The sequence below is a fragment of the Tardiphaga robiniae genome (assembly GCF_013359755.1).
Classification (GTDB): Bacteria; Pseudomonadota; Alphaproteobacteria; order Rhizobiales; family Xanthobacteraceae; genus Tardiphaga; species Tardiphaga robiniae.
Genome location: NZ_JABMCJ010000091.1, coordinates 122303 through 135758, shown reverse-complemented (window position 1 = coordinate 135758; position 13456 = coordinate 122303). Strand labels below are relative to the sequence as shown.

Genomic DNA, 13456 nt, shown 5'->3' with positions numbered 1-13456 from the left:
CCTGGATTCTTCGTCTCAAGTTTGCCCCGAAACGGACTGCAAAAGCAAAGGCCCGGACGCATGTCCGGGCCTTTGTGATGACTGATAATCAAAACGGTTAAGCAAAAGACCGTGTGTATCGCTTTACTCGTCTTCTTCGGGCTGCTCTTCCGGCGGAGCGAGGCCTTCGAGACCCTTGAGGAGCTCTTCTTCGGTCATGCGCTCGACAGCCACTTCGGTATCGTCGGCATCGACGCTGGCGCCGGCGGAGCCGATCAGCGGAATCGTATCCGGTTCTGGCTCGTCCACTTCCACGAACTTCTGCAGCGAATGGACCAGTTCCTCACGGAGATCTTCCGGGGAAATGGTCTGATCAGCGATTTCGCGCAGCGAAACAACGGGATTCTTGTCGTTGTCGCGATCAATCGTAAGTTGTGAACCGGACGAGATCATTCGTGCCCGGTGTGCTGCCAGCAACACCAGGTCGAACCGGTTGTCGACCTTATCGATGCAATCTTCGACGGTTACGCGCGCCATAAAATGTCGCTCCGTTTGTTGTGGGACCGAATATGATGATTAAGTCCCGTAGGTATAGGGGCTTTGCGGCATTCGCAAGGACCAATTTGGAATTGCGTCCTTCTTGGCTTGGTTTTCTGCCGCACTATGGTACCCTCAAAAAGACCGCAGAAGCGGTGACACCATCTGGCCAGAAGCGGATATCTCGACACCAAAAGGCTTCATTGCAAGGGAAGATGGATCGGCATATTCGGGCAGTTCCAGACCAGCTGATTGCGTGGCGTCAATAAGGCCGATCCGACGAAGAGCGGACGACAAATGTGATTCAAATGCGCAACGACGAAGTCGCGCCAAAAACGCTAACAACAACAAACCACATGAGAAAACTTGATGTCCCTCACATCTAACAAGATCGCACTCTTCATCGACGGCGCCAATCTGTACGCCACCGCCAAGACCCTCGGTTTCGATATCGACTACAAGCGCCTCCTCAAGGAATTTCAGAGCCGCGGGACCCTCGTCCGGGCCTTTTATTACACCGCCATCATCGAGGATCAGGAATACTCGTCGATTCGGCCGCTGATCGATTGGCTCGATTACAACGGCTATACGGTGGTAACCAAGGCCACCAAGGAATTCATCGATGCGTCCGGCCGACGCAAGGTGAAGGGCAATATGGACATCGAGCTCGCCGTCGATGCCATGGAACTGGCCGAACATGTCGACCAGATCGTGCTGTTCTCGGGCGATGGCGACTTCCGCTCCCTGGTCGAAGCCGTGCAGCGTCGCGGTGTCCGCGTCACCGTGGTGTCCACCATCTCGAGCCAGCCCCCCATGATCGCCGACGAGTTGCGCCGGCAGGCAGACGTGTTTACCGATCTCATGGAGCTGCAGAGCAAGCTCGGCCGCGATCCGGCAGAGCGCCCTGCTCCGCGCGAACCGCGTCACCAGACGCCGCAATTCCTGCAGCGCGCGACCACGATGGCGCCACGAGGCGATGAAGATTTCGAAGACTAAGACGCAACTCAGCAGACAACAGCCGGCGGTGGTCGCAACCGCGATTTCCGCTGGCACTTCCACCGATCCCGGGCGCGATTGCCCCCTGTGCCCCCGCCTCGTCGAGTACCGGCTGGAGGTGCGCGAGCGTGACCCCGACGGCTACAACGGCCCCGTGCCGTCCTTCGGCACCTCGGATGCAGCACTGCTGATCGTGGGCCTCGCCCCCGGCGTGCGGGGCGCTAATCGTACCGGGCGTCCCTTTACCGGCGATTATGCCGGCGACCTGCTCTACGAGACTTTGCTGGATTTCGGCTTTGCCTCCGGCACCTATGAAGCACGTCCTGATGACGGGCTGACGCTGCAGGATTGCCGGATCACCAATGCCGTGCGCTGCGTACCGCCGCAGAACAAGCCGCTGCCCATCGAGATCACCACCTGCCGGCCGTTTCTGATTGCCACGATGGACACCATGCCGCGATTGCGCGCCATCGTGCTGCTGGGCCGCGTCGCCCACGACACGATGCTGAGGACGCTCGGCATTCGCGCCGTGACAGCGCCCTTTGCGCACGGCGCCGTCCACGATGTCGGCCGCTTCAAGCTCTACGACAGCTATCACTGCTCGCGCTACAACACGAACACGCGCGTGCTGACGCCCGAGATGTTTCGTGCGGTGTTTGCGCGGGTGAAAGCGGATCTGAGTGATGCCTAACCTGTAGCCCGGACGAGCGAAGCGCTATCCGGGCTACGACCGCGACAACGCGATCAAACCGGGTTCGCCTTCATCCATTCCAGCACATCGCCCGCGTTCCGGTCCGGTGGAAACACCGGATAGAACACATGGGTGATCTTGCCGTCGTCGATGATCATGGCCAGGCGCTTGATCATCGTTTGATCGGCAACATCCATAGTCGGCAGGCTGAGCGCATCGCTCAGCTCAAGGTGCTCATCCGACAGTACTGGAAACGGCAGATGCAGCCGCCCGGCCATTTCGGTCTGATATTCGTTGCTCTGCGTCGACAGGCCAAACACATGTTTAGCGCCAGCGGCCTTCAGCTCCGCGAACAGATCGCGGAAGGAACAGGTCTGCGGTGTGCAGCCACGCGCGCCGGGGATCATGTCCCAGTCATCGACCAGCCCGATCTTGCCGGGCTCTCCGGTGCGCGGATAGCCGAACACCACGGTGCGGCCCGTGAGTTCGGACAGCGTAACTGCGGTATCGTTGGTGGCGCGCAGGCTAACCGGTGGGAAGGTCATGCCGGTCAGATGATTGGCGGCACCGTCGTCTTCCGGTGCCGGAATCTTGCTCCAGTCGACTTCGAGCAGGTTGCCTTGCGTCATCTCATCCTCTTGTTTGCGGGGATGGGCGACGCCCAGCCTCAGCCTCTCGCGCGGAGCAAACGCCCCTTCTCGCGACCCCAGTCGCGGTCCTTCTCGCTCGCGCGTTTGTCGTGGAGCTGCTTGCCCTTGGCCAGCGCAAGCTGCAGCTTAACCCGGCCGCGTTCGTTGAAGTACATCTTCAACGGCACAAGGGTCATGCCCTGGCGTTCTACCGCACCCATCAGCTTGTTGATCTGCTTGCGATGCAGCAGCAGCTTGCGCGGCCGCTTCGGCTCGTGGTTGAAACGGTTGGCCTGCAGATATTCAGGGATGTTGCAGTTGATCAGCCAGATCTCGCCGTCCTTCGGATCGGCGTAGGATTCCGCAATGGTGCTCTTGCCGTTACGGATCGACTTCACCTCGGTCCCGGTCAAGGCGATACCCGCCTCGACCGTGTCCTCGACGGCGTAGTTGAACCGCGCCTTGCGGTTCTCGGCGATCACCTTGATCGGGCGTTCGTTCTTTTCGGCCATCGTCCAATACTTTCAGCGTGCTGACCGAATATAGGTGCCGCGAATGCCCGACCCAAGCCTTGGGCTCAGGCCTTCTTGAGCAGATCGCGGATCTCGGTCAGCAGTTCTTCTTCACGGGTCGGCTTCGGCGGTTCAGCCGGCTTGGCGGCATCGTTGCGCTTCAGCTGGTTCATGAAGCGGATGACCAAGAACAGGACAAAGGCGACAATGATGAAGTTCAGCGTCAAGGTCAGGAAGCTGCCCCAGGCCAGCACGGCGCCCTGCTTCTTGGCGTCGGCCAGATTGGTTGCCGTAACGGATTTCGAGAGACCCGTGAAGTAATTCGAGAAATCGAGACCGCCGGTGATGGCACCGATGATCGGCATGATGACGTCGGCCACCATCGACGAGACGATGGCACCGAAGGCCGCGCCGATGATCACGCCGACCGCGAGATCGACCACATTGCCCTTCATCGCGAAATCGCGAAATTCCTTCAGCATCTGCAATTCCTTTTTGTTTTCAACGAACGATAAGTACGCGCTTACAAATAGGGAGAGATGACGCAGCCAAAATCACTCAACATCCGGTTGATGCAGATGCCTAGTTGATGAGGCCGGCGAAGACCATGGCGTCGCGGATCACCTTGCCGGTCGGCGGCGTCACCGTCATCAGCGGCAGACGTACCTCTTCCTTGAGGCGGCCCAGCAAAGCGAGGCCGTGCTTGGCGCCGGCAAGGCCCGGCTCCTTGAAGATCGTGTCATGCAGCGGCGTCAGGCGATCCTGGACCTTGAGCGCCCCGGCATAGTCGCCCTTGAGTACCAGCGACATCAGTTCGGCACACAGCTTCGGCGCAACATTCGCCGTCACCGAAATGCAGCCATGGCCACCCGCCGCCATATAGGCCAGCGCGGTCATGTCTTCGCCGGACATCTGGATGAAATCCGGTCCCATCGCGTGACGCTGCTTGGACACACGCGCGAGATCGGCAGTGGCATCCTTCACGCCGGCGATGTTCTTCAGCTCATACAGGCGCGCCATGGTGTCCACGGACATATCGACCACCGAACGGGGCGGAATATTGTAGATGATGATCGGAATGCCGATCGCGTCATTCACCGCCTTGAAGTGCTGATACATGCCCTCTTGCGTGGGCTTGTTGTAATACGGCGTCACCACCAGCACTGCATCGGCGCCGGCCTTCTCGGCGTGCTTCGCCAGTGCCACCGCTTCCTTGGTGGAATTGGACCCGGCGCCAGCGATCACCGGCACGCGGCCCTTGGCTTCGTCGATGCACCATTCGACGACCTTGTAATGCTCTTCGTGGCTCAGCGTCGGGCTCTCGCCCGTGGTGCCAACCGGAACGAGGCCGTTACTGCCCTCGGCGATCTGCCAGCTGACGAGCGCACGAAAGCCTGCCTCGTCCAGCGCGCCATCTTTGAACGGCGTGACCAGCGCGGTGTAAGACCCCCGGAAATTCGTCTTGGTGGCTGCCATGGTCTGCTCCGAACGCGATGCGGCTTTAGCCGTCTGCTTGAACCGATTGATTGAACAGCAAGTCTTATCGAGTCTGTGGCTGCGGCGAAAGACCGCCCGAAGCGGTTTCAGAGCGGTTTACCGGCTGTTTGGCCGTGATTTCGCCGCCGTGGCCGGGCAGAGAGGAGCAAGCGGTTACAGAAATTGACGATTTGGTCACCGTTTCAATCAAATACATCATGGGAATGCGTGCGATTGTCTGATTCGCCGCGAGGGAACGCCGTGAAGCACCTGCTCCTCACCACGACTGCGCGGCGGACGGCCTTGAGCTCCGGTCTGGCGCTGGCGGTCGGAGTATCGGTGCTGGCCGTCGAGGCTTGGGCGGCCACCAAGGTTCCATTGCCGAAGGCGCGCCCCATTGCGCGTAGCGCTGCACAGGCCCCCACGGCCGTAGCGGCCCCGGCGAAGCCGCTCGCGCCAGATGCTGCGAGCCCGGCTCCCGTAATCCAGCCCGCCACACGCCAGCATGCGGCGATTCCTCCTGCTGCCAAGAAGCCGATCGCCCGCGCCGCGGTGGCGGCAACAACATCCACCCCACAGGCGGATGCCGAAACGCTCGAAAACGTCATCGAGCTGATCCGCAAGCGCAAGGGTTCGGAAGCCGCGCAGGTCGTGCAAACGATTGGCGATCCAGTCGCGCGCAAGCTCGGTGAATGGATCTATCTGCGCAGCGATGACAATGGCGCTTCGGTCGAGCGCTACCGCGCTTTCGTCGCCGCCAATCCGAGCTGGCCATCGCAGACCTTCCTGCGACGCCGCATCGAAGCGGCGCTGTGGGACGACAAGCGCGACGACTCCGCGATCCAGTCTTATTTCGAGAGCGAGAAGCCGATTTCCGCCAAGGGCAAATTCGCGCTCGCCAAGTCGCTGCTCGCGCACGGCGACCGTGCCGGCGCGGAGCGGCTGATCCGTGATGCATGGCGCAGCGATCCGTTATCGGGCGATACCGAGAACATGGCCATCGACATGTTCGGTCCGCTGATCACACCCGGCGATCACAAGGCGCGCATGGACATGCTGCTCTATGGCAGCGATTCAGATGCCGCGCTGCGCTCTGCCAAGCGCCTCGGCGGCGCGCAGATGGCGCTCGCGCGGGCCCGCATCGGCGTCACTAAGAAGGCATCGAACGCCAACGCGCTGCTCGCTGCAGTGCCGTCCGAGCTGCATAGCGACCCCGGCTACATCTTCAGCCACATTCAGCAGCTGCGCCGCGAGGAGAAATTCGGCGAAGCAGCGCGGCTGATGATTGCAGCGCCGCGCGAACCGCAGCGCCTGCACAATCTCGACGAATGGTGGATCGAGCGACGTCTCACGGCGCGCAAGTTACTCGACGTCGGCGAACATCGCTCGGCCTATCTTGTGGCACGCGATGCTGCCCTGCCGGCGCGCGACATCTACAAGACCGAGCAGGAGTTCACTGCCGGCTGGATCGCGCTGCGCTTCCTGAAAGATCCCGCAACCGCCGCACAGCACTTCGCACGGATCGGCATCGGCAGCGTCAATCCGACAGCGCTCGCCCGCGCCGGATACTGGCAGGGCCGTGCCGCGGAAGCCGCCGGCCGCAGCCAGGAAGCCCGGGCCGCCTATACGCGCGCAGCAGAGCAATCCACTAGCTATTACGGCCAGCTCGCGCGCGCGAAGCTTGGCCTGCAGCAGCTCGACATCAGCGGTGCATTGACCGCCCGCGCGCGTGGACTCGATCGACTGGAAATCGTCCGCGCGGTGCAACTGCTCTACGCCCTGGACGAGCGCGAAGTCGCCATCCCGATCTTCGCCGACGTCGGCGAGAACGGCGATCCGGAAGCTGTGCTCGGCCTTGCCGAGCTCGCGCAACAGAACAAGGATGCCCGCGGTACGTTGCTGGTCGGCAAGGCGGCCCTCAATCGCGGCCTGCCCTTCGATCATTATGCCTATCCGACGACGGGCATTCCGAGCTATCGCCCGATCGGGCCCGAGGTCGAGTCTGCCGTGGTCTATGCGATCGCACGGCAGGAAAGCGCCTTCAATCCGGCCGTCGTGTCGCCGGCCCAGGCCTATGGCCTGATGCAGGTGACGCCGAGCGCGGCGCAATACGTCACCAAGCGACACGGCGGCACCTATGACCTCGCGCGCCTCAAGGGCGATTCGGTTTACAACGCCACGCTGGGCGCCGCCGAACTCGGTGGCCTGCTCGAGGACTATCGCGGCTCCTACATCATGACCTTCGCCGGTTACAACGCGGGCCGCGGTAGCGTGCGCAAATGGATCGAACGCTACGGCGATCCACGTGACCCCAAGGTCGATCCGGTCGACTGGGTCGAGTCGATTCCATTCTCGGAAACGCGCAACTACGTCCAGCGCATCATGGAGAACCTGCAGGTCTACCGCGCCCGCTTCGGCGGTGGCTCACGGCTGCAGATCGAGGCCGACCTGCATCGCGGTGCCAGCAGCAGCGTCGAATAGCGTCAATCAGGACAGCGCAAATACGTCGGATGAGGTAGACCGCAGACGCGTAAGCGTCGAAGCGAAACCCATCCGACACCTCGGCATAGCGATCAATCACGCAAGCAAAAACCCCCGGCAGTCTCCTGCCGGGGGTCTTTGTTTCAGATAGCGATTGCCGTGAGGCAGTCGATATTAGAACGAGCGCAGGATCTGCACCGAACCGTTGTAGAGGTTCTGGTTGCTCGTGTTCAGGAGCGTGCCGGCCGGCTTGCCGGACATGCTCGTCACGGCGTAGGTGCCGTTCAGGTTCTGCTCGAGGCGGCTGTAGGTGAATTCAGCCGACAGGGTCAGGTTCTTGACGGGGGTCCAGGCAGTACGGGTACCGATCTGGGCCACGGCGAAGTCGAAGTTGCCGGTGCCGGTGAAGGTGCCAGCGCGAGACGCTGCAGCCGACGAGCTGCTGGTGCCTGGGCCACCGGTGGACAGGCCCTGGAATGCGGCGAGCATCAGAGCATTGCCGTCACCATACGAGATGCTGCTGTAGCTGCCGAACAGCGACGTGCGCCATGCCGGGTTCCAGTAGTGCTCGTAGAAGCCAGCGACCGACCAAGCTTCGCTCTGGATGATCTGACCGCCGTTGCTGTAAACGCCGTCCAGAACATAGCCGAAGCCGATGGTGTTGCCGTCGACCTTCGCGAAACGACCGCCGCCCGAGGTGTCGGTGGTGCCGCCGGCGATCGCGTACTTCGCTGCGCCCTTGGCGTAGGTTGCTTCGAGCTTCAGAGTGTCGCCAGCGCCGGTAGGCAGGTTCTTGAATTCAACCGCACCGTTGACTGCGAAACCGTACTTGTCATCCGGATGACCGAGCGCCTCGGTGCCTCCACCGCCAGCCGCAGTGGCGTAGAAGCCCGGGGTTGCAGCGTGCATCGCAGCGCCGAAGTGCAGCGTGCCCCAAGCCTGGTCGAGGCGGATGTTGCCGACGACGTCAGGAATGTGGTTGCCGCCATAGGCGTTACCCAGGAAGGTGTTCGAGTTCGTACCGTAGAACGTACCCGTGAACGTGCTCGCGCCCGGTCCGGTGATGAAGGTGTTGGTGTTCCAGAGACCTGCGTTGCGGTAGGCCGAAGCATTTTCGAGCGAGATCGTCGCCGACACGCCGTTACCGAACGAAGCGGTGTAGGCGATCTGCGGGATACCGGTCGTGTTGTTCGAACCGGCCATGAAGCCCGACGAGATGTAAGGCTTGTTGAGGGCCCACTGCGGATCGAACTGCGAGACGGCCTTACCGAAGGTGAAGCCGGCGAACTGAATGAAGGCGTAGTCGACTTCGGTGAAGCCACCAGCGATCGATTCACGGTTCTGCGAGAAGTCGAACTGCATGTTCGCGTAGGTACGAACGACACCGTATTCGGTGGCAGTGCGGGTATCGGTGGTCAGATTGATACGTTCGCGGGTGATGAAATAATCCTTGGTCCAAAGATTATTGCCACCAGCGCCACCCTGCCAGAACGGGGTGTCGTAAGCTGCGGCGTTGAACGAGGTGTCCAAACGGATCGCGCCGCCGATCTTGATGCAGGTGTCGGTGCCCGGGATGTAGTAGAAACCCGCGCCGTAGAGGGAGCAGATCTTCACGTATTCGACCGCTTTGGCCTTGACGGGAAGATCGGCTGCCTGAGCTCCGCCAACGGCGAGCAGAGCTGCCGTCGAGCCGAGAATAAGGCCCTTAATCGTCTTCATGTAAACCTCCAAGTTGCTTTAGGGAAGGTTCTGCAACGGGGTGGAGGCCACCCTGAAGACAAGTCCCCTTAATCCCTGACAACCCGCAAACGCTCCGAATCGCAAAACCCGTCGCACGAGCGTGCCGACGAGATTCAGGACGAACCACCTTACGGGACGACCTCGGGATGCCCCCCTCCGTCGCACCGAGACCATCTCCTAAGGCTTCTCGCTCCGCAACAATGGAACGCCTCAAAGCGGCCTCCATTCGGCCGTTTCCTAGGCTGTGTTGCTTAAATCACACGGACTCGTGAATGCGAATTCTCGGCAAGCAATTGTTTCAAAATCAGAATTTCCAGCGCCGCATTTCAGGGCACCGATCCATCCCGTAACGAGCAGAAACACATTTCCACTCGCATTCGAAGGTATCTGGCCGACTTTGCTGGCCCATCGGCCGAATCGCCTAGCATTTGCCGGAGCGATAAATTCCGGGCGGATGGCAATCGATAAACGGCCTTGGGGCCCATTTCCCAGCGGCAAATGCACCACAGGCGGGCGCGGCATCTGAATGTTATAAAGACACATCCACATCGGACGTGTCCGATTTCTGCGAACATGCGCTGAAGACTGCGATCTGGCGCTTGCGGCTCGCGACGGTGTCGGGCATATGCAGCAATGATGGAGCTGTGGCCGAGTGGCTGAAGGCACCGCTTTGCTAAAGCGGCATACCTCTCAAGGGTATCGAGGGTTCGAATCCCTCCGGCTCCGCCATCGCCCTTGAATTTCCTTCACTTTTTCGACTTTTCCTATCCTACGCACGTTTCAGCGCACAACAACGACGCCTGCAAAAGCTGGCGCATACATTGCAGAACTCGGGGGAATACTGTGAACGTTGAACGTCTGCATCTTATAGTCGATGCCGCACTCAAGGCCGTGGAACGGGCCGCGATCTTGGCAGACCTTCAACGCCTGTCGGGTTTTTTGTTGAATCAAGTCAACGATCCGGCCACCCCCTCATATCAGCAACAGGTGAGCACCGTCCTTGAGCGACTTCGCGAATCTCTTGAAAAAGTGGAGACGAACGATTTTCCGCCCGCTTGGAAACAGGCTCTAGAAGAACTCCATCTATCCCACTTCATCGGTAGCAAATTACTAGAAGTCATTGACGAGATCTTTTCGCGGAACGCCATAACGCCCTCTATCGCGCTCAAGGAAATCCAGGAAGAGCAAAACGAGTTCGAGGCAGATGTGAGTGCGGCAACCGAAATCATAAAGGGATTAGGTCGGCTCGAAATCGCAAAAGATGACTTGAAACCGGGCGAAGCTGAGATAGGCCTTCTCGTCCCGCGTGAGAGCATTGATAGCAAATTGGACCGTTTCGCCAAGGAGCTTGCTGATACGGCAAAAATTGTTCGCGTCTTCGAAGAATTGACGACAGGGCAACGCCGTGACCCGACGATCAAAACGATATCAAGCTCAGATCTCACGGTGTTGCTGGATATCTGGCCGGTATCCGGCGTGGCGCTCGCGACCGCAATTGAGCGCATTGCAGCCTTCTATAAACAAACCCTCGAAATCAAAAAACTCAAGGGCGAAATAAAGAAGCTGTCACTGCCTCAGAAGATGGGCGAGCAGCTCGACGCGCAAGCGAACGAAAAGATGGAAAGCAACCTTCGAGATCTTCGCGATGAATTAATTCAAAAGTACGAAGGCGATGCGGCGAGAAAAAACGAATTGGAGAACGAGCTGCTAATTTCTCTTCACCGGATCGCGAACAAACTGGATCAAGGCATACACTATGAATTTCGTGCGGCGGAGCCAACGGCGGCTGCTGACGAAGAACCCGACGAGCATACCCTTCTACGAACTCACGTGCGTACGATCAATGAAATCGGTTCGCGCTTAGTTTTTTTGCCAACAGTCGAAGGCAGAATATTGCAGCTGAATACTGACGATGGCGAGTTGTCTAACGGCAGTGACGCGTCTGTCCCCGCACGCGGCGAGGAAACCAAGAAAAAGAAGTGAAAACCCGTCGGGGACGAATCCGGCGGGTCTCTAGTCGCGGTGCGAATACGAAGGCCGCTTGAATTCAGCCTTCTCTCCAATGCTTAAAGAGTGTGCGGGTCGCCCTCTCCGCCAACCTGATGCTGGCTCTCAGGATCAGCCAGGTCGAGGGCTGTCGCGGACTCAGCTTCGTGGGCTGAGTGCTGGCCAATCGTCGCCGCGATCCATTCGGGCGCATCCCTCTCGACGATCTTCCGCTCCCAAACAGTCACGCGCGACTTGCTCGTTGAGCTCGTCGGTCCGCACGAGGCCGCCTACTGTTCGGTCGCCCGCGCCCGAGCTTTTCTCGGGGAGACAGATTAGGCGCCTCGCCCGTTGCGACAGATGCGTCAAAACGCAACTAGACGTTTTTCAAATACTTAATGTAATCTTATCGACCCTGGGGGCTTCTCATAGGAGTCTGCAATGCGTCGTAGCTACATTCTTGAGACTAACCGTGCGAAGGGCGACAACATTAAGGTGGTCGCCCGCCGGCTTGAGAAGGCCGGTATCGATGTTACGATACTTCCGCATAAGACCTCGATGGCCATTATCCGGCCAGCGTGGATGACGTGGTCTCGGTTTACCGAGCTCCTGCGTTCGATGATCCAGTCGATCGGCTCCCTGATGCTTTTCAGCCAGTCGACGGGTAATGTCTTCATCTGCTCCAACCGCGGCAACCGCCCCGGCGAGTTTGTTCGATACGGTGCTTAATCAACGGTGCGGACCTGCATTCTCGTCGGACGCAATACGCGATAATGCAGGTCCAGCCGCCCGTAAACCTCGCCGCATAATTTGAAGATTTGGGGGCTATCGTGCCGGCAGAGATTTTCGCAGGAATTGGGGCATTCAAGTCGGCTTTCGATATCGCCCGTGCGCTTAAGGACATGGACGACACCGCAAAGCGCAATGCCGCAATCATCGACCTCCAGCAGTTGATATTGGAGGCTCAGTCCGCCCAGCAAGATACGATCAAGCGCTCCGAAGAACTTGAGGGGCGCGTCAAAGAACTCGAAAGCTGGGAAGTCGAGCGAGAACGCTACATCCGATTCCAGCCCGGACCAGGCATTTTCACTTATGCCGACAAAGAGGAATCAAACGGCGAGGAGCACTCGTTTCCGCAGCTTTGCCCAAGCTGCTTCCACAGTCGGCACAAGTCATTCCTCAATACCGAGACTTGGAACCCAGGACGCTGCGAAGTGCTGGTTTGCAGGGACTGCGGCTGGCAAGCATATGTTCATGGCTCTGCCGAGCCAGAGCACCAAAAACTCGCCCCCAAGCCGTATCGAGGCAAGTGAATCCCACCATTTCCCACTTTCTTTCCCACTTTTGGCAATCGCTTGGCCCCCTTAAACCATAGGGTTTGCGCGCGTGAGTGCCAAATAGGTGAATAATTACAACGAGGGCGAACGTGTGCGGACACCTGCGAACGAGAATGCTCCCGTCTCCGGCTCCGCCATCTTTTTCTGGACAGTACTGGCGAACGGCCCGGAGACGACCGAAATGGTCGTCGCCAAATCATCGGGGCGTGGACGCTGGCTTACCAGGTCTGGTTCCGCGAATTATCTCCAACGCCGTAGCCGTAGCCGGGATAGGACTGCGATACACCGCCTGCCCCACCAACATAGCTGTCTCCGCCGACATAGCTGCCATAGGCAGCACGCGGAGATGCGCGCCTCACCTGCCGGGTCTTGCGTGCCGCACTGATATCGGTGGAGGTGACAGCAGCGGGTGCGCTGATCCATCGCGGATATGCGGGCGCCGATGCAGCAACTGCAGGCTGGGCTGCGCCAACGGCAATAACCACCAGACTCGCAAGGCCGCTGGCGCGGATGATGGATGGGAGCGTGAGTTTCTTCGTCGACATGGCATTGTCCTTTTTGTTGCGCGGCCTCCCGGCCTCGCTGTGCAAGCGACGAGACAGACATTGGGGCGCACATGCCGGTTACAACCGCGACGCTCGTAACAAGGCCGTGACGTGGCTACGGTACATTTGAACGTATGCGAGGGAGTGCGCGATATGAAATGGGCTGCCGTGATGGCCGCCGCGATGGCGATCGCATCTGCCGCATCGGGGCAAACCCTCAAGCTAATGGATCTCAAGGAGGTCGATCCGGCGATGCTCAAGGATATTTACGGAGCCTGGGAGCTCCAGGACGTCAAGGGCAGGAAACGCTGCCGCGTCATTTTGAAGAGCGACAGCACCATCGGCGGTTCACAGATCGACGTGGCCAAGGACTGCGCCAGGACTTTCCCCGTCATGGACGAGATCGCAGCGTGGCGGCTCTATGAGGGGTGGACGATCGGCTTTGCCGATGCGACCCGTAAATTGCGTATTCGTTTCTCGACGCCGGACAACCGCTATGTGGCGGAGCCGGAGACCGACGGCATCTTCACCATCGTCAAGAAGTAGC

At 59.7% G+C, this 13456-nt stretch carries 14 protein-coding genes and 1 tRNA gene; 8 read left to right on the top strand and 7 right to left on the bottom strand.

The window, feature by feature from the left end:
• Nucleotides 1-123: 123 nt before the first annotated feature.
• Nucleotides 124-516: a DNA-directed RNA polymerase subunit omega gene (gene rpoZ / locus HP556_RS21730; RefSeq protein WP_068732476.1), complete on the bottom strand. Its 393-nt coding sequence runs from the start codon at nt 514-516 to the stop codon at nt 124-126.
• Nucleotides 517-885: 369 nt separating this feature from the next.
• Here rpoZ and HP556_RS21725 point away from each other — a divergent pair, with 369 nt between their 5' ends.
• Both HP556_RS21725 and HP556_RS21720 read left to right on the top strand, forming a co-directional pair.
• Nucleotides 886-1512 (top strand): LabA-like NYN domain-containing protein, encoded by a 627-nt coding sequence (locus HP556_RS21725; RefSeq protein WP_068732474.1) that lies wholly within the window; start codon nt 886-888, stop codon nt 1510-1512.
• Nucleotides 1493-2203, top strand: a complete 711-nt coding sequence (locus HP556_RS21720; protein WP_175368491.1) for a uracil-DNA glycosylase — start codon at nt 1493-1495, stop codon at nt 2201-2203. The genes HP556_RS21725 and HP556_RS21720 overlap by 20 nt, the downstream gene beginning before the upstream one ends.
• A 53-nt stretch (nt 2204-2256) precedes the next feature.
• Here the strand turns inward: HP556_RS21720 and HP556_RS21715 are convergent, their stop codons facing one another.
• From HP556_RS21715 to dapA, 4 genes are all read right to left on the bottom strand, one after another.
• The gene (locus HP556_RS21715; protein WP_175368490.1) at nt 2257-2832 is read right to left on the bottom strand and encodes a peroxiredoxin; all 576 of its coding nucleotides are present in this window, start codon (nt 2830-2832) and stop codon (nt 2257-2259) included.
• A gap of 38 nt (nt 2833-2870) precedes the next feature.
• Complete coding sequence (gene smpB, locus HP556_RS21710) at nt 2871-3344, bottom strand: SsrA-binding protein SmpB (protein ID WP_068732465.1); 474 nt, start codon at nt 3342-3344, stop codon at nt 2871-2873.
• Between the two features lie 65 nt (nt 3345-3409).
• Nucleotides 3410-3826: a large conductance mechanosensitive channel protein MscL gene (gene mscL / locus HP556_RS21705; RefSeq protein WP_175368489.1), complete on the bottom strand. Its 417-nt coding sequence runs from the start codon at nt 3824-3826 to the stop codon at nt 3410-3412.
• Nucleotides 3827-3926: 100 nt separating this feature from the next.
• The gene (dapA, locus tag HP556_RS21700; protein WP_175368488.1) at nt 3927-4820 is read right to left on the bottom strand and encodes a 4-hydroxy-tetrahydrodipicolinate synthase; all 894 of its coding nucleotides are present in this window, start codon (nt 4818-4820) and stop codon (nt 3927-3929) included.
• Nucleotides 4821-5081: 261 nt separating this feature from the next.
• Between dapA and HP556_RS21695 the strand changes: the two genes are divergently transcribed.
• Nucleotides 5082-7301, top strand: a complete 2220-nt coding sequence (locus tag HP556_RS21695; RefSeq protein WP_175368487.1) for a transglycosylase SLT domain-containing protein — start codon at nt 5082-5084, stop codon at nt 7299-7301.
• 174 nt (nt 7302-7475) lie between these two features.
• On the opposite strand, the gene HP556_RS21690 is transcribed toward HP556_RS21695, so the two are convergent.
• Entirely contained in the window at nt 7476-9020 is a 1545-nt protein-coding gene (locus HP556_RS21690) for a porin (RefSeq protein ID WP_120292097.1), read from the bottom strand.
• A 659-nt stretch (nt 9021-9679) separates the two neighbouring features.
• Here HP556_RS21690 and HP556_RS21685 point away from each other — a divergent pair.
• The 4 genes from HP556_RS21685 (at nt 9680) to HP556_RS21670 (ending at nt 12340) form a co-directional block, all read left to right on the top strand.
• Nucleotides 9680-9770, top strand: a tRNA-Ser gene (locus HP556_RS21685).
• 114 nt (nt 9771-9884) lie between these two features.
• Nucleotides 9885-11024, top strand: a complete 1140-nt coding sequence (locus HP556_RS21680) for a hypothetical protein (protein WP_175368486.1) — start codon at nt 9885-9887, stop codon at nt 11022-11024.
• A 444-nt stretch (nt 11025-11468) separates the two neighbouring features.
• Nucleotides 11469-11756, top strand: coding sequence for a hypothetical protein (locus tag HP556_RS21675; RefSeq protein ID WP_175368485.1), 288 nt, complete (start codon nt 11469-11471; stop codon nt 11754-11756).
• Between the two features lie 101 nt (nt 11757-11857).
• Nucleotides 11858-12340: a hypothetical protein gene (locus HP556_RS21670; protein ID WP_175368484.1), complete on the top strand. Its 483-nt coding sequence runs from the start codon at nt 11858-11860 to the stop codon at nt 12338-12340.
• A 242-nt stretch (nt 12341-12582) separates the two neighbouring features.
• Here HP556_RS21670 and HP556_RS21665 read toward each other — a convergent pair whose 3' ends face one another.
• The gene (locus HP556_RS21665; RefSeq protein WP_175368483.1) at nt 12583-12909 is read right to left on the bottom strand and encodes a hypothetical protein; all 327 of its coding nucleotides are present in this window, start codon (nt 12907-12909) and stop codon (nt 12583-12585) included.
• Nucleotides 12910-13062: 153 nt separating this feature from the next.
• Here HP556_RS21665 and HP556_RS21660 point away from each other — a divergent pair, with 153 nt between their 5' ends.
• Nucleotides 13063-13455 (top strand): AprI/Inh family metalloprotease inhibitor, encoded by a 393-nt coding sequence (locus tag HP556_RS21660; RefSeq protein ID WP_175368482.1) that lies wholly within the window; start codon nt 13063-13065, stop codon nt 13453-13455.
• The last annotated feature ends 1 nt before the right edge of the window (nt 13456 follow it).

Coding starts and splice junctions, on each gene's coding strand:
- HP556_RS21690 (WP_120292097.1), bottom strand. CDS start 9,020: ATGAAGACGATTAAGGGCCTTATTCTCGGCTCGACGGCAGCTCTGCTC.
- HP556_RS21725 (WP_068732474.1), top strand. CDS start 886: ATGTCCCTCACATCTAACAAGATCGCACTCTTCATCGACGGCGCCAAT.
- dapA (WP_175368488.1), bottom strand. CDS start 4,820: ATGGCAGCCACCAAGACGAATTTCCGGGGGTCTTACACCGCGCTGGTC.
- smpB (WP_068732465.1), bottom strand. CDS start 3,344: ATGGCCGAAAAGAACGAACGCCCGATCAAGGTGATCGCCGAGAACCGC.
- rpoZ (WP_068732476.1), bottom strand. CDS start 516: ATGGCGCGCGTAACCGTCGAAGATTGCATCGATAAGGTCGACAACCGG.
- HP556_RS21720 (WP_175368491.1), top strand. CDS start 1,493: ATGAAGATTTCGAAGACTAAGACGCAACTCAGCAGACAACAGCCGGCG.
- HP556_RS21675 (WP_175368485.1), top strand. CDS start 11,469: ATGCGTCGTAGCTACATTCTTGAGACTAACCGTGCGAAGGGCGACAAC.
- HP556_RS21665 (WP_175368483.1), bottom strand. CDS start 12,909: ATGTCGACGAAGAAACTCACGCTCCCATCCATCATCCGCGCCAGCGGC.
- HP556_RS21715 (WP_175368490.1), bottom strand. CDS start 2,832: ATGACGCAAGGCAACCTGCTCGAAGTCGACTGGAGCAAGATTCCGGCA.
- mscL (WP_175368489.1), bottom strand. CDS start 3,826: ATGCTGAAGGAATTTCGCGATTTCGCGATGAAGGGCAATGTGGTCGAT.
- HP556_RS21660 (WP_175368482.1), top strand. CDS start 13,063: ATGAAATGGGCTGCCGTGATGGCCGCCGCGATGGCGATCGCATCTGCC.